Below are 26,671 nucleotides of genomic sequence, written 5' to 3'. Positions count from 1 at the left end.
GGCTGAGGCAACAATGTGGGACCGGCTTTAGCCGGGAAAGCGTCAGGGGACACGCCGCAAAATTGCGGGCGCTTGCACTGGCCTCTTCCCGGCTGAAGCCGGTCCCACTGAAAGACCGCGTGCGGTCAGTGAGATGCTGACGATCAGCGCCTCTGTCACCTCGACTGGCCGCCAGCATTGAGCAAGTAAAACCAGAGTCTGCTAAGACGGGCCCCGGAGATCAATCTAACCAATCGGGGTTTCATTCACCTCGTCGTTAGCCTCAGGTTCCGGTAACGCTGTGAAGTCGACCAGGAGCGGCGCGGTGACGGCCTCATCGGCCCGTTCGGCAGCGCCGTCCCGTCGCGATTCAGCCAGCAGGTCGTTCAGCGCCACGTGCAGCTTCTGCAACGCCCCTTCTTTATCCACCCACCAGTCGGTGGACCACAGCCGCAGCAGGTTCCAGCCCAGGCCGGTGAGAATCGCCCCGCGCACTTTGTCCCGATCCCGCGCCGTGGCAGCGCTGTGATACGTGGCGCCGTCGCACTCAACCCCCGCCAGGTAATCGCCCGGGCGGTCCGGGTGAACGATGCCCAGATCGATGCGGAAACGTGACACGCCGATCTGCGGAACGACCTGCCAGCCCAAACGCCTCAGCCCTTGCGCGACGGCTTCTTCGAACGGCGAGTCGTAACCGCCCACCGAGCCCTGAACCGCCTCGGCCAGCGCTTTCGGGCCGCGCTGGGCGAACTCGATGAAGTGCTTCAGATCGCGTACAGCGCGGGCATTGGTGCGGTTGAGGTCGATCATCGACGGATCGAACGAGGTGAACACCAGCATCTCCCGGCGGGACCGGGTGATGGCGACGTTGAGCCGGCGCCATCCGCCGTCCTTGTTGAGCGGCCCGAAGTTCATCGACATCACCGGCGCACCCGCTTCGGTGGGGCCATAACCAATGCCGAGCATGATCAGGTCACGCTCGTCGCCCTGGACGGTTTCCAGGTTCTTGACCACCACCGGCTCGGTCTGGGTGTCCTGGAAGAACGGCTCGATCTGCGGGTATTGCTTGCGGGCCGCGTCCAGCAGGTCGTTGATCAGTTTCTGCTGGTCGGAGTTGAGGGTGATGATGCCGATGGAATACCCCGCCGCCACAAACGCAGGGTCGGTGAGACGCTTGACGGTTTCATCGACGATGGCCTGGGCTTCGGCCTGGTTGTAACGCCCCTTGCCCTTGGCGTACACGCCCTCGACCTTGCGCCACTCGACGGCGCTGGCGCGGGTTTCCGCGGCCGGGAAAGTGATCAGATTGCTGTCGTAGTAACGGTGATTGGAGAAGGCAATCAGGCTTTCATGGCGACTGCGGTAGTGCCAGCTCAGACTGTGACTCGGCACCCCTGCCCCCAGGCATTCGTCGAGGATGCTTTCCATGTCTTCGGCGGTGTCGTCGTCGCCGGCATTCGGGCCACGGTTGAAGAAGTTGGTCGGCGGCATCTGCCGAGGATCACCGGCGATGATCACCTGCTTGCCCCGGGCAATCGAACCGATGGCGTCCCACGGCGCGATTTGCGACGCCTCATCGAAGATCACCAGATCGAACGGCGGCTGGTCGGCGGGCAGGAACTGCGCAATCGACAAGGGGCTCATGAGCATGCAAGGGGCCAGGCGATTCAGCGCATCGCCCATCTCAATCGCCAGCTGCCGGACCGGTTTGTGCCGGCGCGACTTCTGCAATTCGTGCTTGAGGATGGCGAAGCCGCTGCTCTTGGGAATGTCATTCTTGGACGGAATCAAGCCGCAGAGCTTGGCACGTATATAGCGCACGGTCAGTTTCGCCAGCTCGTCGTCCAGACGCACGAAGGCGCCGATGTCGCTCATGTGCTCGGCCGCCACGAAATTGCGCAGCAAGGGTTCGCCGTCGATGCCCTGGGTCGCGAACCAGTGGGCATAAGCCGTGACGAAGGTGTCCTCTGCAGCGGACGGCAACAGGCTGCCGGTTTCCAGTGCCTGAGCCAGAGTGGCCAGGCCGGCCTCAGTTGCCTGTTGGCGCACCCGGCACCAGTCGCACCACGCCTTGAGCTGCTCTTCGTGCTGCTGGATGGCGAGTGACGTGGTCCGAAGAACGGCCACGCTCGGGTGAGTCTCGGTGGCCGTGCCGGCTAGGCCGGCGAACGACCGCGCCGCTTCCTCAAAGCGCGACAGCGCCTGCTGCAACGTCAAGCAGGCGGAAGCGATTTGGCCGCTCGGCGCCAACATGTCGTTCGCCTCGATCACCAGACGCGCCACGGCGCCGCGCAAGGCAACCAAGTGCTCGGGTGATTCCGCCAGCCCGATCAGCATGCCGCGCAGACGCTCGGCCAAGGTCACGGCCTGCAGCGTTCGCACCGGGTCGCTGGTCATGCCTTTCCAGCCGGGCATCGATTGCATGTCGCTGGCCAACCCGTCCAGCTCCAGTAGCTGAGCCTGCAGGCGTTCAAAAATGGCGAGGTCGCCCAAGGTGTCCGGCAGGCCCGCCGCGCCACCCAGAGAGGCCAGCTTCTTCGCCACCTTTTTCTCGGCAAACGTCGCCAGAAACCAGAACTTGCCCTCGGCTTCATGCCACTCGGTGCGCAGTTGCGTGACCGGCACACGACGGCACGCTTCATCGGCGTAATCCAGGGACAGGGTTTCTTCAAGCTCCCGATAGCTCTCGATCAATTGGCAACTGCGCCGGGCTGCTTCGATGCGCGCGGCAGCATCGGGTGCAAAGGCAAATGACAGGTTCAGCCCGTGGGATTCAAGAATCAGGGCAGCCAGGTCATGCAGCTGCTGGACCTGCGCCACTTCAGCAACCGGCAACGGCACGTGGGTCAGACCCAGAAGCCGCTCGCTGGCGGCATTCAACTGATCAAGGGCCTGAGGGATCTCGCGGGCAACGCTGGCGATCTGTGCCTGCCAGGCGTTCGACCATTGCGTCTGCGCCAGGGCGCCGAACTTGCCTGACAGGTCGCGGGCGGCGCTGCCGTTGAGCCCCAGGCGACGGGCGAGATCCAGCAACCCGGCGTACTCGGTTCCATCGTGTTGCGTGCCCGTTTCCCAGCCTAGCCTTGGCGTCTGAGGGCTGTGGTCGCGAACCACCCGGCCGATGGACTGATGAAGGGTCAGGCCGTTATCCCAGCGTCGGTGCAGCACATCGACCAACTGGTTGAGCCGTGAGCGCAGGGTCTGCAACCGGGCGGCTTCACGTTCCCATTCTTCGGCGCTCAGGGCCTCACTCACGTCCCAGGCGCGGTCCAGCTGCTTGAGCACTTCAACCTTGGACGCCTTGCTGGAATGCAGCTCCAGACAGAACTCGCCAAGGCCCTTTTCAGCCAAACGACGAAACACCACGTCAAGGGCGGCGCGTTTCTCTGCCACGAACAGCACACGCCGGCCGAGGGCCAGGTTGTGGGCGATCATGTTGGCGATGGTCTGGGATTTGCCGGTGCCGGGTGGCCCGTCCATGACGAAACTGTGGGTGTTGGCCGACGCCACCACCGCGGCCACTTGCGACGAGTCGGCCGGCAAGGGGGCGAACAGCTGCGCCGGCGTGACGGTCGCATCCAGACGCTCGGGGCGGGGAAATTCGGCCGAACCGGAAAAGCCTTCACCCGCTGCGTCGGGGTCCAGCAGATGCTTGACCAGAGGGCTTTGCAGCAGCTGCGCCGCGTTGGCGTTCAGGTCTTTCCACATCAGGTATTTGGCAAACGAGAAGGTGCCCAGCACCAGCTCGGTGCTGACCTCGAAGCCGGGTACATCGCGCACCGCCCGGCGCACACTGTTCCAGATCCCGGCCACATCAATGCCGCTGCCATCGCTGGGCAGCTCACCGTCCAGCCCGGGAATCACCAGCTCGAAGTCGTGGCGCAGCAGCTCAAGCAAGGTCAGGTTGAAACGCGGTTCTTCGTCAAGCAGGCTCAGGGTGACCCCGGACAAGGCGCTTTTACGTTCAAGCTTCACCGGCAACAGAATCAGCGGCGCGGAATAGGTTTTCGGGTCGTCAGCGCTTTTCTTCCACTTCAGGAAGCCGATGGCCAGGAACAGCGTGTTGGCACCGCCTTCCTCGATATCGCTGCGGGCCTTGCGGAACAGGTCGATCAGCGTGGCTTCCAGCTTGACCTTCTCCAGACTGGCCAGGACTTCGCCGCGCGCCAGCGCCTGACGGGCCACCTCGTCGACCAGGCTTTCGTTGTTCTGCTGTTCATACAGGGCCTCATCGCGGCCGCTGCTTTTCAAATCGGGGACGACCACCACGCGAATGCGCTGACCGCTGGAGAGCAGGTCTTCAAGGGCCGCCGGATCGGGGCACAGCAGTCGCACGCCCTTGGCGCTGTCCGGCAAATGCAGCAGACGATTCCGGGTGGTCAGATCGAGCAGTTTGCGTTGCCACAGGGTGAGTTTTCCGGCCGGGCCCGTGGCGTCTTCATTGATCTCGACATCGAAGCCCGGCAGCGACGGCGCTTCTTCCAGCCCTTCCGCCACGGCCGGTGCTTCCTCGGCGCCATCGACTGGAACAACCGCTGACACCAGCGCCATCGGACGAATCTTCTGCATCCGGGCGCGGTGCACGTCGATGGCCATGATGAATTGCTCATCGTCGAGCTCGCGTTCGGCGGCGGCCACCGCCCGGGAAAAACTTGGCGCGGGCGCCTGGGTCGCGAGGGTCGTCTCGAACACCAGCATTTCTTTCAGGTCGAGACGCTTGCGCACGGCCGATGCTTCATCGGTCAGCAACTGTGAAAATTCCTGAGGCTGCAACCAGACGCCGGCGAACGCATGGCCCTTGGTCATGACCAACAGAGCATTCAGGCCGGCCTGCTCCAGCGCGGCCGCAAACAGCAACGCGGTGTCGAGGCAGGTCGCGACGCCGTTTTCCAGCACCACGCTCGGTGGCCTGATCTTCTGGCCCTGCTGCTCGAAACTGGCGGGTGGCAACGCATAGCTCAGTTGAAAGCTGCACACCCCCGACCAGATGGCGGAAGCCAGTTCCCAGGTGCGCGTGCGGGATTTGCTTTCGTAGCCGTCGATGCCGTCTTTCTTGCCGGCACGGCGCAGGACTTGAGAGGCGGCTTTGAGCACCCGGTCCACTGCGGGGTCATTGGGCATGCAGAACGCGGCGAGCAGTTCCGGCATCGCGCTCAACCCGCCCCATTCGGTGCGGGCCAGCAGCTCGGTGGGGAAGCGCTGTTCGACAAGCACCGCCTCTCCCCGGGACACGCGCAACACCACGTCGGCGTTCAGGCTTTCGGTCAGACCGGACAGGTAACCGGCGTTCAGCTTGATGTCGCGATCAGGGATGCCGAGGCGATCGCCGGCGTGGATGCGGTCAATATTCCAGCTTCGGCTTTCAACGAACTCCGGGTCGGTGCTCAGGGTCAGCACCAGGTCTTCGAGGGTGGTTTCTTCCTGGTTCCAGAGGCTCAATTCACGCACGAGGGGAACGGCATTCTGGTGGGAGGCGAAGCCGATCTTGCGGGCGATCAGCGCGTCAATCTTGATGTTCATTCACAGGATCCTGAAGCTACGAGCGCTGGCCCCATGAGGGGCGCGCCAAATGGCGCCTATAGTCCATGAGTAATCGACGCTTGTGAATGTGTTTATCGGTCAATCAGCCCGCCGGGCATTTTGCAGGGACGCCGCCGCAGCGGTCCGCCACGCCCCGGCTTGCGGCTCGCGCGAGGGCTTCACTGCCTGCGCGAGCCCTTGCTGCCGGCCCGGGAGATGTCCCCCCAGCGGCGCACCAGGTAGTTGTGCTCATCCATGACCGCATTCCACACCGCGATGTGGCCCATGCGCTGCTCGTAGGAGCCGCCATCGCGCACTTCGCCGATGTCGATCAGCGGCAGGCCGTCGCTGCCCATGAGTTGTTCCCGGGCGGGCAGTCCGGCGTACCAGTAATCCCACTCGGCCGCGCTCAGGTGTTCGCGGCTGCGGGCCGGGTTGCCGATGTAATAACCCTGGCGGGCCATCACCGCTCCGGGCCAGCCGGACAGCCACCAGTTGAGGTAGGCGTAGGCCGCATCGAGTACCGGGCCCTTGGTATGGCGCGACAGGGACAACCCGCCGAACCAGCCGCGATAACCCTCGCGCGGGACGGCGACGCGGTATTTCACGCCGGCCCGATGCAAGCGCACCAGGGTCGGCGACCATAAGCTCTGGATGTCGATTGTCGGATGCAACATCAGCTCCGCCGCTTCTTCATCGTCTGACCAGAACGCGCCGAACATGCCCTGCCCCTGCTTGCGCACAAGGATGTCGGCGAGCACGTCGATCTCTTCGATGCTCAGGTTGCCGATGTCGCGGAACTGCGCCAGCCCTGCGCCTTGCACGGCGAGCGCGGCGTCGAGTGCGCCGATGGCCGCGTCACTTTGCAGGGCCACCCGCCCGCACCAGGCCGGATCGACCAGCCAGCCCCAGCTCTCGTCCGCCGAGCTGAAGCCGGCGGGAAGGCGCTCGGGACGATAGGCGAAACTGTCGGCGTTGTGGGTCAGTGGCAACATGCTGATGCGCTCACTCACCGCGCTGCCGAGGCTGCCGTCGTGCTGCACAAAAAGGCGCTCGCTGGGCACGCTGCCGCTGCCGAGGCGGTCACTGGCCGACAGCCTGCCGCGTTTGGGCAGGTCGTTGATTTCGTGCCACAGGGCAACACGGCGGGTGTCGATGGGCTGAATGGCGCGGGCGGGCCAGACGAAATCCACGTTGTGGAACCACTGGTCATAGAGGTCGTAACTGTCGGGCTGCATGACCGCGATGCGCTGGGCGGTCTGCACGTCATGCACCTGATAGACCAGCTTGATACCGAGGTCTGCTTCGGCGCGAACCCGCAGGGATTCAAGCAGCGTCACCGAAGTGCCCAGTACCCTCAGCGTCACGGTCATGCCAGCGCTTCCCGGGGCGCCGGCGCCAGGCGTTCACTGAACACCTCGAACGAGCGGCGCAGCAGCGCGGTGTCCAGCCCGCGCACGATGAATACCAGCCGCGAACGATGGTCGTCGCCGGGCCATGAAGGCAGGTGCACCGGCGCGTGCAGACAATGCTGCACGCCATGGATGACGACGGGGGCGTGGCTGTTGTTCACGTTGAGCAGTCCTTTGACGCGCAGGATTCGTTCGCCGTGGCATCTTAGCAGCATGGACAGCCAGACCCCGAAGGCGACCCAATCCAGCGGGCGTTCAAAGGTCAGGCAGCAGACCTGCGCCTCACCGTGGCGGGCGGCTGTCGAGCGCGTGCCCATCAGCTGCCAGCGCGCGACCTCCTGGGCGGGATCACTGCTGTGCAGCCCGTCACCGAGCAGCAGTTGATCGCCGCTCTGAATGGCATCCGTGGTCAGCACCGGTGCGGGATTGATCGACTGCAAACGCCGCTGCAACGCCTGCAGCGCGTCTTCGTCGGCGACGTCGGTCTTGCTTATCAGCAACCGGTCGGCGGCCCCGACCTGGGCCATCCATTCCGGGTGCAGGCGTTCCTGCAGCGCGGCATGGCTGGCGTCGACCACCGTCACCACCAATCCGATGTGAACACGGCCGCGCAGGTGCGGATCATTGTTGATCGTCGCCAGAATGGGCGCCGGATCGGCCAGCCCCGTGGTTTCCAGGAGGATGCGTCGAAACGCCGGCACTTCGCCCCGGGCGCGGCGCTGGAGCAAGTCGGTCAGCGCGTCGCGCAATTCGCCCCGAATCGAACAACAGACGCAGCCGCTGGGCAGCAGGACGGTGTCCGGCGCCACCTCTTCCACCAGCAGGTGATCAATGCCGACGTCGCCGAACTCATTGATCAGCAGCGCCGTGTCGCCGAGGGTTTCGCCCTGCAGCAGGCGCTTGAGCAAGGTGGTCTTGCCACTGCCGAGAAAACCGGTGATGACGTTCAGCGCGATGCTCATGGGTGCTGCTCCAGGTGGTCCAGCAGTCGTTCATCCAGCGGATCCAGCGGGCGTCCGATCAACTGCTCGGCCCGTTGCCACAATTGATCGAGGCCGCTCGCCAGTTCCTGCTTGCCGGTGGCGCCGAGCAGGAGGTAGGAGACGCCCTGAAAGTCCTCGACCTTCAGGCGGAACGGCGCGACCACCTTGTTGATCGCGGCAATCCGGCGCAGGCGTTCGCGGCGACGGGGCAGTTCGTCGCCCAGCGGGTCGCTCCAGTGCACGTCTTCGCCCAGCAGGCCGCAGAGTCCACACATGATTATTCGCTCCTGTTTTATTCGCGGCTCTGTTCTTTGTACTTGGGCATCACGGCATCACATCACCGGAATTCGGCCCCAGGGTCTGGCCGACGAACAGATTGCCGCCGGGCTCGCTGGCGAGCAGCACCGCGACGGGCGCAACTTCTTCCGCCAGACCAAAGCGCCCCAGGGGCAGCTCGGCCGCCTTGGCGGTTTTCCAGGCGCTGCTGATACCGGCCACCAGCGGTGTTTCGATCGGCCCGGGTGCGATGGCGTTGACCAGCACGTTGTCCTTGGCCACTTCCAGGGCAAGGGATTTGGTAAAGCCGATCACCCCGGCCTTGGCGGCGGCGTAATGGGTCAACTCGGCGCCGCCCTTGATGCCCAACTGTGACGCGACGTTGATGATGCGTCCCCAGCGCTGCGCCAGCATGTGCGGCAAGGCGCGCTGACTGGCGATGAACACGCTGGTCAGGTCCACGCGCAGCATGTCATTCCACATGTCCAGGGTCAGGTCGACACAGCGCGCCTGGGTCAGCATCCCGGCGTTGTTGACCAGAATATCGATGCCGCCAAAGTGCTCGACGCAGGCATCGACACCGGCCTGCGCGCCCTCGACGGTGCCGACATCGGCCACGCTTTCGACCACTTGGGCACCTAATGAGCGACAGGCCTGAGCGGTCGTCGCCAGGGTAACGGCGTCGCGGTCGGCCAAGACCAGCCGCGCGCCCTGCTCGGCGAACGCGCGGGCGATGGCAGCACCGATCCCGCTGCCGGCGCCCGTGATCACAGCGCGCTTGCTTTTCAGTTGCATGGTGTTTCCTCTTTCAGTCCAGCGCCTGTAGCGCGATCAACAGCGGATCAGCGCTGCGCCCTACTCCGGCCACCGCACGGTCAGGCCGCCATCGATGACGATGCTTTGCCCGGTGAGATAACTGGACTCCTCGCTGCACAGGAATCGCACCAGCGAAGCGACTTCATCGGCCCGGCCGACACGGCCCAGCGGGATGGCACGGGCCGCTTTGGCAAGGCCCTCCGGCCCCAGTGAATTTTTGCTGTCCAGCGATTGCGGCGTTTCGATCAAACCCGGAATCACCGCGTTGCAGCGAATCCCCCGGGGCGCCAGTTCCACCGCCAGCGAACGGCACAGCCCCGGCACCCCGGCTTTGGCCGCAGCGTAGTGGGCGTGGTCCTGCCAGCCATAGACGCCCCCGGCAATCGACGAAATCGCCACCATCGAGCCGCCCTCGCCCATGTGCCGAGCCGCTGCGCGAAAGGTGCGCATCACGCCGGTGAGATCGACATCGAGCATCTCGTTCCAGCGCGCGTCGGTCATCTCCAGCAACGGCGCGCGACGCAGCAGTCCGGCATTGGCGACGGCGTAATCGATGCGGCCGAAGCGGCTGATGGCCTGCTCGGCCAGGGCATCAACCGAGGCCGTTTGAGTGACGTCCAGCTCCGCCATCAGGCATTCGCCACCGACGTCGGCGACCATCTGCGCGGTGATCTCCGGGTCATGGGGGTCGGCCGGGTAATAGCCGCCCACCACCGCGACGCCCTTGTGCGCGAACGCCACCGCCAGGGCCTGGCCGATCCCGCTGGCGGCCCCGGTAATCAACGCTACTCTGCGAATCATGTTCAGTTCCTTATTGGACGGTTTCTATCGGACGGTTGCTATTGGACGGTTTCGGGGCGCACGTGGCGGGCGGCGAACATCAACACGCCGGACAGAAAGCACGGCACGGCACCGAAATACAGCGCCGAGGTCTGCCAGTCGCCGCCGGCACTCAGGACCGAGGTCGCGCCAAAACCGGCGACCACGGCGCCAATCGGGCCCATGGCGTGGATGATCGCGCCGCCGGTGGCGCGGATGCTGGTCGGGAAGCTTTCGCTGATGAAAAACAGGGCGGCGGAATACGGACCGATCAGGAAGAACAGCCCGAGGCTGTACAGACCGACCACCGTGGGCATGTTGCTGGGGCCGAAGAGCATGCCGGTGAACGACAGACCGCCGAGCATCCAGCCCAGGCCGATGACGTTGCGCCGGCCGATCTTGTCGCCCATCCAGCCGTGGCTGAGGTAGCCGCAGTAGCCCACCAGGTTGGACAGCACCAGGATGATCAGCGAATTCTCGAAGGAGATGTGGTGAACGCTGACGATGACCGAGGTGCCCAGCACGCTGAACACCTGAATCGCCGCCCAGTTGAGCAGGATCGCCGCGCCGATCACCAGGGTCGCCCGGCGCGAGGTGCCACGGAACGCTGCGCCGATGCCGGCGGTGCGATGCTCTTCGTAATCCACGCCGTAGGTCATTGCCACTTGTTTGGCCTGCTCGGCGTCGCCGGCCTTGCGCAGCTGGGTGATGCGCTGGTGAATCTGGAACTGCGGGCTTTCCTTGAGCTTGCGCGCCATGAACGCAATTACCAGCGCAGGGATGGCGGCGAAGACGAAGCAGCCCTGCCAGCCGATGATCGGCAGCAGCACAGCGGTCAAACCGGCGGCGATCAGCGCACCGACCGGCCAGCCGCCTTGCACCAGGCTGTAAATGAAGCCACGCCGCTTGGCCAGACGCGGGTCCTCGGAGGCCGCATAAATTTCGCTGAGGTATGTGGCGTTAACGGTTTCTTCGGCATAGCCCAGCCCGCTCAAAGAACGGATCAGGATCAACGGCGATTTGCCCCATGACCCGCCCAGCGCCGTCAGCGCCGAGCAGATCGCGGAACCGGTGACCGTGAAAATGATGCCCATGCGTCGGCCGAGGCGATCCACCAACGGACCGATGGCCAGCGCGATGACCGCCGTGCCGACCGCGGCCCAGGTGGCGATTTCCGCCTGCTCCGCTTCGCCCCACTGAAAGTGCCGGCCGATTTCCGGCAGCAAGGTGCCGAACAGGATGAAGTCGTACACCGCAAAGACCCACGCGAAGAACGCGATCCAGGTGGCGTAGCGGACTTCTTCGGAAGTCAGTTGCCGGGGTTTCCAGCCAGTCAGATCAAGCTTGTTGTAAATGGACATGGGTCACGCCTCGGAATGAAGGGGCTATCAGCTGTGGCGCGGATGACGGCGGACGAAGTCGTCGGCGATTTCGTCGAAGGTGACGAACTTGACGCCTGCGTGGCTCTGGATGTGCTCGATCAGACGCTCCAGCATCAGCAGCACTTGCGGGCGCCCGGAGACGTCCGGGTGAATGGTCATGGTGAACACGGCGTGTTCGTGCTCGCGGTAGACCCAGTCAAACTGATCGCGCCACATCTCTTCCAGATGGCGCGGGTTGACGAAACCGTGGCTGTTGGGCGCCTTTTTGATGAACATCATCGGCGGCAGGTCGTCGAGGTACCAGTTCGCCGGGATCTCCACCAGGTCGGTTTCCTCACCGCGCACCAGCGGTTTCATCCAGGTGTCGGGGTGCTGGGTGTAATCGATCTTGGTCCAGCTGTCGCCCACGCGCACGTAGTACGGATGGAAGTCGTTGTGCATCAGGCTGTGGTCGTACTTGATGCCTTTCTTGAGCAGCAACTCGTTGGTCACCTTGCTGAACTCCCACCACGGCGCGACGTAGCCGGTCGGGCGTTTGCCGGTCATCTGGGTGATCAGCTCGATGGATTTGTCGAGGACGATTTCTTCCTGCTCGGGCGTCATGGCGATCGGGTTTTCGTGGCTGTAGCCGTGGACCCCGATTTCGTGACCGGCGTCGAACACGGCCTTCATCTGCTCGGGAAAGGTCTCCATCGAGTGACCGGGCACGAACCAGGTGGTGCGCAGGCCGTAGCGCTCGAACAGCTTGAGCAGGCGCGGCGCACCAACCTCCCCCGCGAACAGGCCACGGGAAATGTCATCCGGCGAATCCTCGCCACCGTACGAACCCAACCAGCCTGCCACGGCGTCTACGTCGACACCGAAGGCGCACAGAATTTCTTTAGCCATCATCGTTCTCCAGCGGAGTTATCGGGTCATTGGTTTTGGAACATGCGCAACGCCGCTTCAACGGCCAGCGCTGCGCGCAATAAACGTGAGTCTTCGCCACTCGGCGCGCTGATCAACAGGCCGGTGGGCAGGCCAAGGGCGTCGCAGCCACTGGGCAGCGACACGCCCGGCATGTCCAGCAGACTGCCCGGCATGGTCAGGCGCAACGTGCCCAGGTTGGTGCGGGTAAACAGGTCGTCGTCGCTCAGCAACGGCGCAAGCGGCGGCGCCACATGGGCCACGCTCGGGGTGATCAGAAAGGCGCCATCGAGTTCGTCGCTCATCTGTTGTTGCAGCCGCTCGCGAGCGCTGTAGAGGTTGATCAAGTGGCTGGCCGGAAATGCCCGCGCCGCTTCAAGCCGGCGTCGTACGCGAGGGTCGAGTTGCGCGGCCGCCTCGCTGTCGAGCAAGGGCTGATGCAGGGCGAAGGCTTCTGCCGCGCCGAGCCAGCCTTGCTGCTGGATCAGATCAAGCGTGGCTTGAAACGCCGGCGAAGGACGCACCTCGATCAGCGCGCCCTGGGCCTGCATCGCGCTCACACAGCGCAACAGGTTGTCGCGCACAGATGGCTCGACGCGGTCGTCCTCAAGAACAGCCTGATCGACCCGGAACCGCTGGCCGGCCAACGGGCGCGGCAGCAAAGAGGTCGGTTTTGTGCGACCCCGCAGGATGTCGTCAATGGCGACCGCATCGCGCACGCTGCGGGTCAGCGGGCCGAGGCTGTCGAGGGTGTGCGCAAGGGGGAAGACCCCGTCGCGGCTGTAGCGGCGGCAACTGCTGCGAAAGCCCACCAGGCCGTTGAAGGCAGCCGGAATGCGGATCGAGCCGGCCGTGTCGGTGCCCATGGCGATGGGCACAATACCCGCTGCAACTGCCACCGCGGAGCCTGACGACGAACCGCCGGGAATGCGCGGCTGGTCATGCCCGAGGGGATTATGCGGCGTGCCGAAATGGGGGTTCAGGCCCAGACCCGAGTAGGCGAATTCACTGAGGTTGGTTTTGCCGACACTGACCATCCCGGCCCGTGACAGCAGGCCGACGCTCTGCGCATCCAGCAGCGCCGGCGCGTATTCACGGCGCAGCGCGGCGCCGGCGGTGGTCGGGCTGCCAGCGAGATCGAACAAGTCCTTCCAGGCGATGGGCACGCCGTCCAGAGCGCTCGCCGGTTGCCCGGCCTTCCAGCGTGCCGCCGAGGCTTCTGCTTCGCGGCGTGCCCGGGGGGTGGAGAAAGAGATGAACACGTCATCGACGGCGGCAGCCTTCGCCAGCGCTGCGTCCAGGGCCTGCACCGGGTCGTTCGTTCCGTTGGCGAACGCTTCGGCCATGGCCAGCGCATCGGCGAGTGTCGGATCCGGGAAGCGAGCGTCGGACATTTCATCTACCCTTTAATGTACATATTTGGAGAATGTACATTTCTTAAAGGCAGAAAGCGTGCCAGAGTCTGAGTACCTTGATTCGCGGAGCAATGATTGCGTGGGCATGCGGGCCAAGAGCCCCGGGCTAGATACCTCGTCCAATTTTAAAGCACGAGGTGGTGCGCAGGACTGTAAGCGTCATCACAGGTATGCCATCAAGGATGGATAGTTATGCAAAGGTACGTTTTAGTGCAGAAAAGTAACAACAGCTCCAATACCGTGCGCTCTGCCGTGGCCCTCATTGACGCGCTGTCTTGTGCGAGAATCCCCGCCCGCCTTCCGAGAAGTGTATGAAATCGATGTCCGCCGAGGATTCCCGCACTGCGTCCCGCTACGCCACGATCCGACAGGTCCTGCGCGATGCCATCGTCAACGGTGACGTGGTTGAAGGCCTGGTGCTGCTCGAAGCGCCGCTGGCAGAGCTGTTCGGCACCAGTCGGGTGCCGGTGCGTCGGGCGCTGGATATGCTCCATGGAGAAGGCCTGATCAGTCGGTTTGATGGGCGCGGTTATCTGGTCAATCCCAACGGCAACGACGTACAGCCAGTGCGCCTGGCCCTGACCCACCATCAATTGGGCCTCGATAGCAGTGAAGAGCTGGTGGACACGCGTCCCCTCGGCGAACGGATTTTCGAGGAAATCGGTGCGGCGTTATCGACCTGTATCGCGTTCGGTCATTACCGGCTCGATGAGCAAATTGCCGCCGAGCACTATGGCGTCAGCCGGGCCGTGGTGCGCGAGGCGCTGATGCGTTTGCGTGACCGGGGGCTGGTGGAGAAGGAGCCTTACTCCCAGTGGCTGGCCGGGCCGCTTACCGCTCGGGAAGTGACTGAGGATTACGAGCTGCGGGCCTGCCTGGAGCCCGAGGCGCTGCGTCAGACCGCGCCAAGCTTGAGTCGCGACGACCTGGCCGCCATGCTCGCGCGAGTTGAAGCCGCGCAGAACAATCCGCAGTGCAGCCTGGCAGACATCGAGCGACTGGAAGAAGACCTGCATCACCACTGCCTGGCGGGCATCAGCAACCGCAAGATTGCGACGCTGATCCGCCAGGGCCAGAGCCCGATGATCATCAGCCGGATTTTCTACAGTCAGTTGGGCATCGGCCCCGACGAAGCGATGCTCGCCGAGCATCGGTTGATCCTCGAATTACTGCTGCACGGCGCGTTTGATGCGGCCGCGCTGAACCTCAAGGAACACCTCAACCGTGCCCGTCAGCGGATGCTGCAGCGGCTGAAAGTCCTGTCGGTACTGCCTGAACAACCCGTCCCGGCGTATCTGACCCGACTCAGCTGAAGAAGCGGGAATGTGCAGAGTAGGACCGGCTTCAGCCGGGAAGGCGCCAGCGGCAACACCGCAGAATTGATGGCGCACACACCGGCCTCTTCCCGGCTGAAGCCGGTCCTACCAATCAAAAGCAGCCGACACCGAATCAGCAGCACCCGCCTGAAAATCACTCTGTCACCCACGAGCCACCCAGCGCTGCCTGCAGCTGAACACTGGTGATCAACTGCGTGGCCACCAGATTGAGCAGGGTCTGGCGTTCGTTCAGGCTGGTGGCCTGGGTGGTGGCGACGTCGAGGTAGTCGATGACGCCGGCTTCGTACTGGTCGCGACTCACCGCTGCGGAATCTTCCGCCGACTGCGCGGAATTGCGTCGGGCTTCCAGCTCCGGCTCCAGGGTGCGCAGTTCGACCAGGTAATCCTCGACTTCGCCCAGACCGGTCAACACGGTCTGGCGATAGGTCGCGACTGTGGCGTCGTAGGCATGACGGGCCTGTTCAACGCTGGCACGGGTGGCGCCAAAATCGAGAATCGTGCCGGTCAGGCTCGGGCCGATCGACCAGAAGCGGTTGGGCAGCGAGAACAGGTTGCTCAGGGTGGAACTCTGGTAGCCGCCACTGGCGCTCAGCGTCAGGTCCGGGTAATACGCCGCCGTTGCCACCCCGACCGCGGCATTGGCAGCGGCCATTTGCCGTTCGGCGGCGGCGATGTCCGGGCGACGTTCCAGCAAGCGACTGGGCACACCCAACGGCACGCCGGGCACGTGGTACTGCCAGGCCGGGTCTGCGGCGAGGGAGAAGTCCGCCGGCGGTTTGCCCATCAGCAACGCGATGGCGTGCTCGTACTGTGCGCGTTGCCACTGCAAGTCGAGCATCGAGGCCTGGGCGCTCTGCAATTGGGTTTTGCCCGTCGCCAGATCGGCCCGCGACGAGATCTGCTCGTCGTACTTGTTCTGGATGATTTGCAGGTAACGCTCGTAACCGGCAATGGTCTCGCGGTACAGCGCGATACGCCGGTCCAGCAGGCGCAGCTGGAAGTAATCCTGCGCCAGGGAAGATTGCGCGCTGAGAGTGGCGTTGGCCAGGTCGGCAGCGCTGGCCTGTGAGCTGGCGCGGTCCTGTTCGTTGGTGCGGCGCAGTCTGCCCCAGATGTCAGCCTCCCAACTCAGGTCCAGGGTGGCCGAATGCACCTTGCTCACACCCCCTGCCCCGCTGGACGACGAGCCGCTGGCGGACTCACTGCGGCTGCTCGCCCCGGTGCCGGTCAACGTCGGGAATTCTTCGGCGCGGGACTGACGCACCAGCGCCAGGGCCTGTTGGTATTGCGCGGCGTAGACCGCGACGTTCTGGTTATTGAGCTGCACCTGGGACACCAGCGCATCCAGTTGCGGGTCCTGATAAAGCGCCCACCACGGCCCCTTGGGCAACTCGTCCTGGGGGCTCGCCGCCTTCCAGCCCTGGGCTTCCTTGAAGGTGGCGGAGATCGGCGCACTGGGTTTCTGGTAGTCAGGGCCAACCATGCAGCCCGTCAACAGGGTGCCGGTCAGCAGCAGAGCGATGGACAGACGGGACGGCAGCGCAGCGTTCATTCATTCAACCTTGTCAGTCAGCCGGGCACGTGAGTGCGGCGGATACGCGTGTGCCAGAAACGCCGCGAAGAACGGCTCAGGCGATCGAGATAGAGGTACACCACCGGGGTGGTAAACAGGGTCAGCAACTGGCTCAGCACCAGGCCGCCAGCAATCGCCACGCCCAGCGGCTTGCGCAGGTCGGCATCGCCGCCGCTGCCGAGGGCCAGTGGCAAAGCGCCGAAAAAGGCGGCCAGCGTGGTCATCATGATGGGCCGGAAGCGCATGCGACAGGCTTCAATGATGGCTTGCTCAGGCGACATCTTGCGGTCGCGCTCGGCCATCAGGGCGAAGTCGATCATCATGATGGCGTTCTTTTTGACGATGCCGATCAGCAACAGAATGCCGATCAGGGCGATGACCGTCAGTTGCATGTTCACCGCCTTGAGCAGCAGCAACGCGCCGACCCCCGCCGACGGCAAGGTCGACAGAATCGTCAGCGGGTGGATGTAACTTTCGTACAAGACCCCCAACACGATGTACACCGCCAGCAACGCCGCGCCGATCAACCACGGCATGCTGGCCGCGAGCGCGGCGTAAGCCTGAGCTGTCCCGGCAAAACCGTACTGGATATCCCGGGGCAAGCCGACCTTGTCGACGGCCGCATTAATGGCCGCCGTGGCCTGCTCCAGAGAAACGCCGTCCTGCAGGTTGAAGGCGATGGTGCTGGTCGCCGATTGACCCTGATGCGCCACGGCCAGCGGCGCATTGTCCGGACTGAAGGTAGCAAACGCGGTCAGCGGCACTTGCTGGTTATCGGCGTTGATCACGTACATGCGGTCAAGCATCGTCGCGTCCTGGGTGTACACCGGGTCCAGGCCCATGATGACGTGGTACTGGTTCAACGTTTTGTACAAGGTCGCCACCTGCCGCTGGCTGTAGGCGTTGTTCAGCAGGTCGTCGATGTCGCTGACGCTCACTCCCAGCCGGCTCGCGGCGGCACGGTCGATGTGCAGTTTCATCTCCTGGCCGCCGGTCTGGGAGTCCGAGTCGATACCGGTCAGTTGCGGCAATGCCCGCAGCGCCGCCTCGACCTTCGGTTCCCACACCCGCAGCAGGTCCAGATCATCGGCCTGCAGGCTGAACTGGTAGGTGGCGTTGGCGCTGCGCCCGCCCACACGAATGTCCTCGGCGGGCATCAGAAACACCTGAATCCCCGCCACCTTGTTGTTCGCCCGGGTCAGCCGGTTCGCCACCGCTGCGGCGCTGCTGGTGCGCTGCTTGTAGTCCTTGAGCCGAATGAAGAAGTCGCCGGTGTTGCGCGACCCTGCCCGCCCGCTGCCGGTCGACGACATCACCGCCTCGACGTCGGGATCGGCCGCCAGGTCATGGGCGATCTGCAGCAAATGCGGCTTGAGGGCCTGAAAGGAAATGTTCTGGTCGGCCCGCACGGCGCCCATCAGAACACCCGTGTCCTGGGCCGGGAAAAACCCTTTTGGCACCGTGGCGTACAGGTACACGTTGAGCCCCACGGTCAGCAGCAGGCTGAACATGGTCAGCAGCCGATGGCGCATGACCCAGGCCAAGGCCGTGAGGTAGGCGCCCTGCATCCGCGCAATGCCGGCTTCAATCCAGCGATAAAGCCGCGGCTCGCGGGCGTCATGGGCGGGCTGGCGCAGCAGCAGGACGCAGAGCACCGGGGTCAGGCTCAGGGACACCAGCATCGACAAGCCCAGCGCAATGCTCAAGGTCACCGCGAACTCCCGGAACAGCCGCCCGACGATGCTGCCCATCAGTAGGATCGGAATGAACACCGCGATCAGCGACAGGGTCATGGACAGCACCGTGAAGCCGACTTCGCGGGTGCCCATCAGCGCCGCACGCAGCGGACGCATGCCTTGCTCCTGATAGCGGGCGATGTTTTCCAGCACCACGATTGCGTCGTCCACTACAAAACCGGTGCAAATGATCAGCGCCATCAGCGACAGGTTATCGAGGCTATAACCCAGCAGGTACATGATCGAGCAGGTGCCAATCAGCGACACCGGCAGCACCACCGCCGGAATCAGCGTCGCGCGCAGGTTGCGCAAAAACACGAAGACCACGGCGATCACCAGCAAGGTGGCGATCAGCAGGGTTTCTTCGGTGTCATGCAGGGACGAACGCACGGTCGGGCCACGGTCGATGACGCTGATCAGCTGCACGTCACCGGGAATTTCCCGCTGCAACTCGGGCATCAGCGCCTTGATGCTGTCGATGGTCTTGAGCATGTTGGCGCCGGCCTGGCGGGTCACCCCCAGGGTCACCGAGGGCTGGCCGTTGTAATAGCCGCCGACGAAGGTGTCTTCCACCGAATCGTAGACGTTGGCTACATCGCGCAGACGCACAGCGGCGCCGTTCTCGTAGGTGATGACCAGGTCCTGGTAATCGGCGGCCTTGTCGATCTGGTCATTGCCGTCGATGACCCAGCTCTGCCCTTCCCCTTGGAGAATGCCCTTTGGCTTGGCCTTGGTGGCGTCGTTGATCGTCTGCCGCACGGCCTCCAGGGAAATGCCGGCGTGGTTGAGCAGGTTGGGCTGAACGTCGATGCGCACGGCCGGCAAGGCGCCGCCCCGCACCGACACCTCGCCCACGCCGTTCACCTGGGCGATCTTCTGCTGCAACTTGCTGTAGGCCAGGTCGTAAAGCTCGCCGGGGCTGCGTGTCGAGGAGGTCAGCGCCAGCATCAATACCGGCGCCTCGGACGGATTGGCTTTGCGGTACGTGGGCAGCGACGGCATCGAACTGGGCAGCAGACTGCGCGCGGCGTTGATGCCGGCCTGCACATCCCGGGCGGCGCCATTGATGTCGCGATCCAGTTCGAACTGCAGAATCAACGTGGTCGATCCCTGGCTGCTGGTGGACGTCATCTCGGTGATGCCGGCGATCTGCCCGAGACTGCGCTCCAGCGGCGTGGCCACCGTGGCGGCCATGGTTTCCGGGCTGGCACCGGGCAGCGAGGCGCTGACCATGATCGTCGGGAAATCCACCTGGGGCAGCGGCGCCACCGGCAACAGCGTGTAACCGAGAATGCCGGCCAGGGTGATGCTCAGGCTCAGCAACAGCGTCGCCACCGGACGGCGGATAAACAGCCGAGACAGATTCATGGCCGCGTACTGCTCTGATCGCCATTCGGGGTGCTGCCCCGATTGCTGCCCCGCGTGAAGCGCGCCCTGGCCCGCTCGGACAGGCGATCAAACATCAGGTAGATCACCGGTGTGGTGAACAGCGTCAGCACCTGGCTGAGCAACAGCCCGCCGACGATCACCAGCCCCAGCGGTCGACGCAGTTCAGCTCCGGCCCCGGTGGCGAGCATCAGCGGCAACGCGCCGAACAGCGCCGCCAGCGTGGTCATCAGAATCGGCCGCAAGCGCAGCAGCGCGGCCCGGTGAATGGCGTCCCGGGCGTTGAGGCGCTGGTGCTGACGGCCCTCCAGGGCGAAGTCGATCATCATGATCGCGTTCTTCTTGACGATCCCGATCAACAGCACCACGCCGATCAGCGCGATCAGGCTGAATTCGGTGCCGGTCAGCAGCAACGCCAGCAAGGCGCCGATCGCCGCCGAGGGCAGCGTCGAGAGAATCGTCACCGGATGGATGAAGCTCTCGTACAGCATGCCCAGCACGATGTACATGGTGACCAGCGCCGCCAGGATCAGCCACAGCGTGTTGCCCGTGGCGGTCTGAAACGCTTCGGCCGCGCCCTGGTAACGCAGGGTAATGCTGGTCGGCGCATTCAGCTCGGTCATCACCTCGCTGATGGCCTGCTGCGCCTGCTCCAGGGAATAGCCGTCTGCCAGGTTGAACGACACCGTCACGGCCGGGAACTGGTCCAGGCGGCTGAGGGACAGCGAACCGGTGCGCTGGCCGACCTTGGCGATGTCCGTCAGGCGCACCATTTGCGCCGGGGTGCCGGTGGTGGTGGTCGAACTGGATGACGTGCTCTGGGTGGAGGTGCTCGAAGACGTGCCCGATGTCGTGCTGGCCGTCGTCGTGGCAGAACCGGTCGCCGCCGCCAGATAGATGTTGTCGAACGCCGCCAGGGATTGCTGGAACTGCCCCGGCACCTGCAACACCACGCGGTACTGGTTGGACTGGGTGAAAATGGTCGAAATAAGCCGCTGGCCGAAGGCGTTGTACAGCGCGGTATCGACGTCGGAGGCGCTGATGCCGTAGCGCATGGCGGCCGCCCGGTTCAGCTCGACGTACGCCACCAGGCCCTGGTCTTGCAGGTTGTCGACGACGTCGCGCATTTCCGGGCGGTGCTGCAATTTCTCGATCAGCCGGGGCGTCAGCGTCGACAGATTCGCGCTCTCCGAGTCGTCGAGGGTGAACTGGTACTGGCTCGGGGTCAGTTGGTCATCGACGGTCAGGTCCTGGGACGACACCAGATGCAACTGAATGCCGGACACGGCGCTGGCGGATTTCTCAAGCCGGGTGATGACTTGGGTCGCGGTGTCGTCGCGGTCGTCGAAGGGCTTGAGGCCGATCTGCAGGCGGCCGTTGTTCAGCGAATCATTGCTGCCGTCGACGCCGATGGTGGACGACACCGACTCCACGGCCGGGTCCTGACGCACCACTTCCACCAACGCCTGCTGACGACGGGCCATCTCGCTGAACGAAACGTCCTGGGAGGCACGGGTGAAGCCCTGAATCAGGCCGGTGTCCTGGGTCGGGAAGAACCCTTTCGGCACTATCAGATAGAGAAAGCCGGTGAGCGCCACGGTGCCGACGGCCACCAGCAGCGTGAGACGCTGGTGATTGAGCACCCACACCAGACCCCGGTCATAGCCGTTCAGCACCTTTTGGTACTGGCGATCGCCCCAGGCGGCGAAGCGGCCCTTTTCGGCCTCGGGCACATGCCGCAGCAAATGCGCGCAGAGCATCGGCGTAAGGGTCAGTGACACGACCATCGACACCAGAATCGCCACCGCCAGGGTGATGGCGAACTCGCGGAACAGCCGACCCACCACGTCGCCCATGAACAGCAGCGGGATCAGTACGGCAATCAGCGAGAAGGTCAGGGAAATGATGGTGAAGCCGATTTCCTGGGAGCCTTTCAGCGCGGCGGCCATGGGCTCTTCGCCCTCCTCCAGGTGCCGGGAAATGTTCTCCACCACCACAATCGCGTCGTCGATGACGAAACCGGTGGCGATGGTCAGCGCCATCAGCGTCAGGTTGTTCACGCTGAAGCCGGCCAGGTACATGATGCCTAAGGTGCCGATCAGCGACAGCGGCACCGCGAGGCTCGGGATCAGCGTGGCGGTGAAGTTGCCGAGGAACGCAAAGGTCACCAGCACCACCAGCCCGATGGACAGCAACAGCTCGATCTGCACGTCCTTGATCGAGGCGCGGATGGTCTGGGTGCGGTCGCTGATGACTGTCAGCTTTACCGAGTCGGGCAAGGCCGTTTGCAGGGTCGCCAGCTTCTGCTTGATGCTGTCGACCACGTCGATGACGTTGGCACCCGGCTGGCGCTGGACCGCGATGACAATCGCCGGTTGCCCGTTCGCCGTGGCCCCCAGGTACTGATCCTGCGGCGCTTCGGACGTGGTCGCGACATCCTTCAGACGCAGCGCCGCCCCGTTCTCGTAGGCCAGCACCAGCTCGCTGTACTCAACCGCATCGCGCAGCTGGTCGTTGGCGTCGATGGTGATGGAGTGGGACGGGCCATCGAAGCCACCCTTGGAGCCATTGACGTTAGCGGCGTTGACCTTGTCGTAGACATCTTCCAGGGTCAGGCCGTGGGCCGCCAGGCTGGTGGGGTTCACTTCGATCTTCACGGCGGGCTGCTGACCGCCGGCCAGGCTGACCATGCCGACACCGGAAATCTGCGAGAGCTTGAGCGCCACACGGGTGTTGACCAGATCCTGCACACGGGTCAGCGGCAGGCTGTCCGATGTCGCCGCAAGGGTGAGCACGGCGGTGTCGGCCGGGTTGACCTTCTTATAGGTCGGCGGATTCGGCAGGTCGGTGGGCAGCAGGCTGTCGGCGGCATTGATCGCCGCCTGCACTTCCTGCTCAGCGACATCCAACGATAAATCCAGGGAGAATTTCAGGGTAATCACCGACGCCCCGGCCGAACTGGTCGAGTACATTTGCGCCAGCCCCGACATTTGCCCCAACTGGCGCTCCAGCGGCGCAGTCACGGCCGAGGCCAGCACGCTGGAGCTGGCGCCGGGGTACAGCGTGGTGACCTGGATGGTCGGGTAGTCCACTTCCGGCAGCGCCGAGGTCGACAGCAGGCGATACGCGAAAATACCGGCCAGCATCACCGCGAGCATCAGCAGCACCGTTGCCACCGGGCGCTGGATAAACAGTCTTGAGGGATTCATGGGGCAGCGTTGCCGGCAGCCGGCTGCGTGGCGCCGGCAGGGGTTCTGGATGCGGCGACATCCGCGCCGGCCGGTTTGTCCGCCTCAATGGTCACCGTGCTGCCGTCACGCAAATGATCGATACCTCGGGTGACGACCTGATCGCCCTTGTCCACGCCCTGGCTGATCACTGTTTGCTCGCCGAAGACCGGGCCGACCTTGACGCTGCGGCGGGCGACCTTGCCGTCTTTCACTACATACAGAAACTCGCCGTCGCTGCTCAATTGCACGGCGGCCGACGGCACCACCACGGCGTTGTGCAGGGTGTCGGTGGTCAGCTTCACGTTGACGAACTGGTTGGGGTAGAGCTTCTCGGCGGGGTTATCGAACAGCGCCTTCAGTTTGATGCTGCCGGTGGTGGTGTCGATTTCGTTGCTGATGAATTTCAGCGCGCCGTTGGCCAGCGGCGTGTTGCCCAACTGATCGAGGGCCTGCACGCTCAGCGGCTCGCCCTTGCGGACCTTGGGCAGCAGGGTCGCCAATTGCGCCTGGGGCAGGCTGAAGGTCACGGCGATCGGGTTGGTCTGGGTCACGGTGACGATGCCGGTGGTGCTGCTGGACGACACGATGTTGCCCGGATCCACCAGCCGCAGGCCGACGTAGCCATCAATCGGCGAGACGATTTTCGCGTACAGCAGATTGAGTTTCGCCGCATCGATCTGGCCCTGATCGGCCTTCACGGCGCCGGCGTACTGGCCGACGGTGGCGATCTGCGTGTCCAGGTCCTGCTTGGCGAGGGAGTCCTTGGCGAACAGCCGCTTATAGCGTTCGGCGGTCAGTTGCGCGCTTTTCAGCAGCGCCTGATTCTGGGCCATGTCGCCCAGGTATTGGTCCAGAGTGGCCTGATAGGCACGGGGGTCGATCTGCGCCAGTAACTGGCCCTTCTTGACGTACTGGCCCTCGGTGAAATACACGGCCATCAGCTCACCGTCGACCCGACTGGTCACGGTGACCGAATAGTTGGGGACGACCGTGCCGAGCGCCTGCTGAATCACTGGAACATCCGCCGTACCGGCTGTGCCCACTGCGACGCTGACCGCTGCGTTGGGGTCCGCCATGCCCGGCCCACCGTGGCGACCACCGGGTCCGGCGGAAACAGTCGCGCCAGCATCGGTCGATGGCGTCGGGTTGGAGGCGTGCCGGTAGTAGACATAAACAGCCCCAACGGCTACGGCTATGAGGAGCGCAAGGACAAGGCGCTTTCGTGAGCGGGCTGCCGAAATCTGGGTCATGGTTTACTTCTTTGTGGCCAAGGGACAAAAGTGAAGCCGTCGGCCAGCGCGTTGCCGGGCGGATCGGTATGGCGTGCAAAACGCTGCGCCAGGCGACGTCGATGCGCGCGGCGCGCTGCAGTCGTGCAGCAGGCGCCGCCTGGCCGGCAGGCTGACGTTCGGATTGAGGTGTTTCGAATTGTTGCGACATTTAGCCCTGCGTGATCGGCAGGAACAAGCGACGAGCCCGACCTTTGCAGAGAATTTACATTCAGCGGGTGCATCGGGCGGGCTTCGCGAGGCCCGCCGCGCTCACTCCGCCAGCATGACCCGGTTGCGTCCCTCCTGCTTACCCTCGTACAAGCGCTGATCCGCCCGGTTCAGCGCATCCCGGAACGTCTCCCCGTTTTTCAGGATGGCCACCGCAAGGGTCGCCGTAAGGTTCAGGCTCTGCCTGATCTCCCCGCCCTGTTCGCGAATGTGCGTGAGTATCAGTTCGGCGATCAGCCGGGCGTCCTCGAAGCGGGTGTTGGGCATCAACACCAGAAACTCTTCGCCGCCCCAGCGCGCGGCGATGTCCGTGGTGCGTACACACTGGGCGATGACAGCGGCCACCTGCTGCAGCACCACATCGCCCATGTCATGACCGTGCTTGTCGTTGATCTGTTTGAAGTGATCAATGTCGATCAGCACCAGCGCCGTGGGGATCTCCCGCCGCCCCCCGCCTAGCTGACGCAGACGCTGCAGCACCCGCCGCCGGGTATAGAGATTGGTCAGGCTGTCGCGGTGGGCGGAGTGATAAAGGTTCATGTGCATCGACAGGTTGAAGCGCACCGACAACGCCGTGGCGTGCAGCAACAACGCCGTTGCGGTCAATGCGTTGGCTGCGCCAAACAGGTCCTGAACGTTTTCGCTGATGCTGAAGACCGGCACTTTGTTGCGCAGCAGGTACCCGCCCACGGTGACGATGAGCACGGCGGCGCTGAGGCAGCCTCTGCGCACCGGCGAGGAATGAAAGCCGAAAGCAATGATCGGCACAATGCAGAACACGTAGAGGTGGAAGTTGCTGTCCCAGCCGAGCACCCAGGTGGCGATGGCGGCGTGGGCGATGATTTCGATACAGATGAGCATGCCGGCGCAGCGATACAGCCGGCGTTTGATTGCCAGCAGACAGGCGATGTAAGCCGCGACGCTCGCCGCGTTGGTGACCCACATCACGGGCAGGTCCACGATCAGGAACAAACCCAGCAACAGCACGTGAATCGCGAACGCGATTTGCACGATCGGGATGATGTGTTTCCAGTATTCAACGGTGGCTTCCCGAGTGACCTGAGTGCGGTCATCGGCGGTGAGGGTATTCATCAGGCTGTCTCGGGAAAAATTATTACGGTGGTATAGAAGGTAGCCAAGGACAGCGTCCGGGGTGACGCCATATCGCGACTGGGAATAACACTGGTTCCAATTTAATCTGCTTGCAGACCTTTGAATTTTCGGCAATTTTGATGCTTAGGCATTTTGCCAGCATTTTATTTTCCGCCTGCATAAAACTAATCAAAAAGTGCGGAGGTCATTGAATTACGCGCAACACGTCTTGCGCTCTGCCAATGACCAAAGGAACTGCCACTATGATTCGCGATGACCGAGTTACACCTGCCGCCTACGACGATCCTGTCTACCGGGGGACTGCTGTTGCCCCCTTGCTCAAACGAATTTCCTGGGGCGCCATTCTGGCCGGTGTGGTACTCGCGCTGGTGGTCTCGCTGATGCTCAGCCTGCTGGGCACCGCCATCGGCAGCGCCAGCATCGATCCGCTGCAAGAAGCCGATCCGCTGGCGGGCATGGGCAAAGGCACCGGCATCTGGCTGGGTGTGAGTATGGTCATTTCCCTGTTCGTCGGGGGCTGGGCCGCCGGCCGGTTGGCCCATCGCGAGGGCGCCTTCCACGGCATTCTGGTCTGGGCCAGCGTTTCGCTGATCAGCGTTTACCTGGTGTCCAGCGCCGTGACCGGCGTCGTGCGTGGCGGTTTGAATCTGGCGGGCAGCGGCCTGTCGGCAGTGGGCAGCGGCATTGCGCAAGTGGCCCCGGCCGTTGGCGGCAAGATCCAGGAGCAGCTGCGCGCCCAAGGCATCGACTTCAATCTGGACGATATCCAGGGCGAAATCGAACAAGCCATGCGCCAGACCGGCAAGCCTGAGCTGGACCCGAACAAGGTCAAGCAAGACGTTGCTACCACCCAGGAAGACGCGAAAAACACCGCACAACGCAGCGCCGAAGCCCCACAACAGGCCGACGAGCAACTGAGCGGCCTGCTCGACCGTCTGAAAGCCAAGGGCGACCAGGCGTGGGACGCCGCTGACCGTCAGGCCTTCGTCAACCTGATCAAGGCCCGCGGCAACAAGACCGACGCCGAAGCCAACCAGATCGTCGATCAGGCCCAGGCCAGCTACCGCCAGGCGTACGCCAAGTACCAGGAGCTGAAAGCCCAGGCCGAGCAGAAAGCCCGTGAAGCGGCTGACGTTGCGGCGAAAAACATTTCCCGCGCCGCCTGGATCCTGCTGATCACCCTGGTGGTTTCTGCCCTCGTGGCAGCCGGTGCCGGTGCAATGGGTCGTCGTACCCAACCGGCTGCGAAGATCGTCGGCGCTGTCTAACTAAGCGTCAGGTCCTAGCCC

General features: G+C 63.9%; 16 protein-coding genes. 2 read left to right on the top strand and 14 right to left on the bottom strand.

The window, feature by feature from the left end:
* Positions 1–225 precede the first annotated feature (225 nt).
* From ABEH28_RS02515 to ABEH28_RS02475, 9 genes are all read right to left on the bottom strand, one after another.
* On the bottom strand, positions 226–5,499 hold the full coding sequence (locus tag ABEH28_RS02515; RefSeq protein WP_346628988.1) for a DUF4011 domain-containing protein: 5,274 nt from the start codon (positions 5,497–5,499) through the stop codon (positions 226–228).
* 179 nt (positions 5,500–5,678) lie between these two features.
* Positions 5,679–6,872 carry an extracellular solute-binding protein gene (locus tag ABEH28_RS02510; protein ID WP_346628987.1) on the bottom strand — a complete coding sequence of 398 codons (1,194 nt, stop codon included), beginning with the start codon at positions 6,870–6,872 and terminating at the stop codon, positions 5,679–5,681.
* Positions 6,869–7,873, bottom strand: coding sequence for a GTP-binding protein (locus tag ABEH28_RS02505; protein ID WP_346628986.1), 1,005 nt, complete (start codon positions 7,871–7,873; stop codon positions 6,869–6,871). The genes ABEH28_RS02510 and ABEH28_RS02505 overlap by 4 nt, the downstream gene beginning before the upstream one ends.
* The gene (locus tag ABEH28_RS02500; protein WP_065989066.1) at positions 7,870–8,169 is read right to left on the bottom strand and encodes a hypothetical protein; all 300 of its coding nucleotides are present in this window, start codon (positions 8,167–8,169) and stop codon (positions 7,870–7,872) included. The genes ABEH28_RS02505 and ABEH28_RS02500 overlap by 4 nt, the downstream gene beginning before the upstream one ends.
* A gap of 49 nt (positions 8,170–8,218) precedes the next feature.
* Positions 8,219–8,965 carry an SDR family NAD(P)-dependent oxidoreductase gene (locus ABEH28_RS02495; protein ID WP_346628985.1) on the bottom strand — a complete coding sequence of 249 codons (747 nt, stop codon included), beginning with the start codon at positions 8,963–8,965 and terminating at the stop codon, positions 8,219–8,221.
* Between the two features lie 60 nt (positions 8,966–9,025).
* Positions 9,026–9,787, bottom strand: coding sequence for an SDR family oxidoreductase (locus tag ABEH28_RS02490; RefSeq protein ID WP_346628984.1), 762 nt, complete (start codon positions 9,785–9,787; stop codon positions 9,026–9,028).
* A gap of 38 nt (positions 9,788–9,825) precedes the next feature.
* A complete protein-coding gene (locus ABEH28_RS02485; protein ID WP_282371672.1) occupies positions 9,826–11,166 on the bottom strand; it encodes an MFS transporter in 1,341 nt (446 codons plus the stop codon).
* Positions 11,167–11,193: 27 nt separating this feature from the next.
* Positions 11,194–12,075, bottom strand: coding sequence for a polysaccharide deacetylase (locus tag ABEH28_RS02480; protein WP_346628983.1), 882 nt, complete (start codon positions 12,073–12,075; stop codon positions 11,194–11,196).
* 26 nt (positions 12,076–12,101) lie between these two features.
* Positions 12,102–13,487, bottom strand: coding sequence for an amidase (locus ABEH28_RS02475; RefSeq protein ID WP_346628982.1), 1,386 nt, complete (start codon positions 13,485–13,487; stop codon positions 12,102–12,104).
* 332 nt (positions 13,488–13,819) lie between these two features.
* Between ABEH28_RS02475 and ABEH28_RS02470 the strand changes: the two genes are divergently transcribed.
* Positions 13,820–14,821 carry a GntR family transcriptional regulator gene (locus ABEH28_RS02470; RefSeq protein WP_346628981.1) on the top strand — a complete coding sequence of 334 codons (1,002 nt, stop codon included), beginning with the start codon at positions 13,820–13,822 and terminating at the stop codon, positions 14,819–14,821.
* 157 nt (positions 14,822–14,978) lie between these two features.
* Here ABEH28_RS02470 and ABEH28_RS02465 read toward each other — a convergent pair whose 3' ends face one another.
* The 5 genes from ABEH28_RS02465 to ABEH28_RS02445 all read right to left on the bottom strand — a co-directional run bounded on the left by ABEH28_RS02465 (position 14,979) and on the right by ABEH28_RS02445 (position 25,361).
* Positions 14,979–16,397: an efflux transporter outer membrane subunit gene (locus ABEH28_RS02465; protein ID WP_346628980.1), complete on the bottom strand. Its 1,419-nt coding sequence runs from the start codon at positions 16,395–16,397 to the stop codon at positions 14,979–14,981.
* Positions 16,398–16,414: 17 nt separating this feature from the next.
* A complete protein-coding gene (locus ABEH28_RS02460) occupies positions 16,415–19,522 on the bottom strand; it encodes an efflux RND transporter permease subunit (protein WP_346628979.1) in 3,108 nt (1,035 codons plus the stop codon).
* The gene (locus ABEH28_RS02455; RefSeq protein WP_346628978.1) at positions 19,519–22,749 is read right to left on the bottom strand and encodes an efflux RND transporter permease subunit; all 3,231 of its coding nucleotides are present in this window, start codon (positions 22,747–22,749) and stop codon (positions 19,519–19,521) included. Before ABEH28_RS02455 ends, ABEH28_RS02460 begins: the two co-directional genes overlap by 4 nt.
* The gene (locus ABEH28_RS02450; protein ID WP_346628977.1) at positions 22,746–24,020 is read right to left on the bottom strand and encodes an efflux RND transporter periplasmic adaptor subunit; all 1,275 of its coding nucleotides are present in this window, start codon (positions 24,018–24,020) and stop codon (positions 22,746–22,748) included. Before ABEH28_RS02450 ends, ABEH28_RS02455 begins: the two co-directional genes overlap by 4 nt.
* Positions 24,021–24,311: 291 nt before the next feature.
* The gene (locus ABEH28_RS02445; protein ID WP_346628976.1) at positions 24,312–25,361 is read right to left on the bottom strand and encodes a GGDEF domain-containing protein; all 1,050 of its coding nucleotides are present in this window, start codon (positions 25,359–25,361) and stop codon (positions 24,312–24,314) included.
* 263 nt (positions 25,362–25,624) lie between these two features.
* Here ABEH28_RS02445 and ABEH28_RS02440 point away from each other — a divergent pair, with 263 nt between their 5' ends.
* Positions 25,625–26,650: a YrzE family protein gene (locus tag ABEH28_RS02440; RefSeq protein WP_192172516.1), complete on the top strand. Its 1,026-nt coding sequence runs from the start codon at positions 25,625–25,627 to the stop codon at positions 26,648–26,650.
* Positions 26,651–26,671 lie beyond the last annotated feature (21 nt).

It is taken from the genome of Pseudomonas sp. Ps21-P2 (genome assembly GCF_039672565.1).
In the GTDB taxonomy this organism is placed as follows: Bacteria; Pseudomonadota; Gammaproteobacteria; order Pseudomonadales; family Pseudomonadaceae; genus Aquipseudomonas.
Note: the sequence above shows the minus strand (reverse complement) of the source record. Positions and strands in the feature narration are given on the sequence as shown.

What these genes read in the sequence shown, in the direction of transcription:
- ABEH28_RS02470 (WP_346628981.1), top strand. Translation starts at nt 13,820, where the DNA reads ATGAAATCGATGTCCGCCGAGGATTCCCGCACTGCGTCCCGCTACGCC.
- ABEH28_RS02455 (WP_346628978.1), bottom strand. Translation starts at nt 22,749, where the DNA reads ATGAATCCCTCAAGACTGTTTATCCAGCGCCCGGTGGCAACGGTGCTG.
- ABEH28_RS02515 (WP_346628988.1), bottom strand. Translation starts at nt 5,499, where the DNA reads ATGAACATCAAGATTGACGCGCTGATCGCCCGCAAGATCGGCTTCGCC.
- ABEH28_RS02440 (WP_192172516.1), top strand. Translation starts at nt 25,625, where the DNA reads ATGATTCGCGATGACCGAGTTACACCTGCCGCCTACGACGATCCTGTC.
- ABEH28_RS02485 (WP_282371672.1), bottom strand. Translation starts at nt 11,166, where the DNA reads ATGTCCATTTACAACAAGCTTGATCTGACTGGCTGGAAACCCCGGCAA.
- ABEH28_RS02460 (WP_346628979.1), bottom strand. Translation starts at nt 19,522, where the DNA reads ATGAATCTGTCTCGGCTGTTTATCCGCCGTCCGGTGGCGACGCTGTTG.
- ABEH28_RS02445 (WP_346628976.1), bottom strand. Translation starts at nt 25,361, where the DNA reads ATGAATACCCTCACCGCCGATGACCGCACTCAGGTCACTCGGGAAGCC.
- ABEH28_RS02475 (WP_346628982.1), bottom strand. Translation starts at nt 13,487, where the DNA reads ATGTCCGACGCTCGCTTCCCGGATCCGACACTCGCCGATGCGCTGGCC.
- ABEH28_RS02480 (WP_346628983.1), bottom strand. Translation starts at nt 12,075, where the DNA reads ATGGCTAAAGAAATTCTGTGCGCCTTCGGTGTCGACGTAGACGCCGTG.
- ABEH28_RS02500 (WP_065989066.1), bottom strand. Translation starts at nt 8,169, where the DNA reads ATGTGTGGACTCTGCGGCCTGCTGGGCGAAGACGTGCACTGGAGCGAC.
- ABEH28_RS02490 (WP_346628984.1), bottom strand. Translation starts at nt 9,787, where the DNA reads ATGATTCGCAGAGTAGCGTTGATTACCGGGGCCGCCAGCGGGATCGGC.
- ABEH28_RS02510 (WP_346628987.1), bottom strand. Translation starts at nt 6,872, where the DNA reads ATGACCGTGACGCTGAGGGTACTGGGCACTTCGGTGACGCTGCTTGAA.
- ABEH28_RS02505 (WP_346628986.1), bottom strand. Translation starts at nt 7,873, where the DNA reads ATGAGCATCGCGCTGAACGTCATCACCGGTTTTCTCGGCAGTGGCAAG.
- ABEH28_RS02450 (WP_346628977.1), bottom strand. Translation starts at nt 24,020, where the DNA reads ATGACCCAGATTTCGGCAGCCCGCTCACGAAAGCGCCTTGTCCTTGCG.
- ABEH28_RS02495 (WP_346628985.1), bottom strand. Translation starts at nt 8,965, where the DNA reads ATGCAACTGAAAAGCAAGCGCGCTGTGATCACGGGCGCCGGCAGCGGG.
- ABEH28_RS02465 (WP_346628980.1), bottom strand. Translation starts at nt 16,397, where the DNA reads ATGAACGCTGCGCTGCCGTCCCGTCTGTCCATCGCTCTGCTGCTGACC.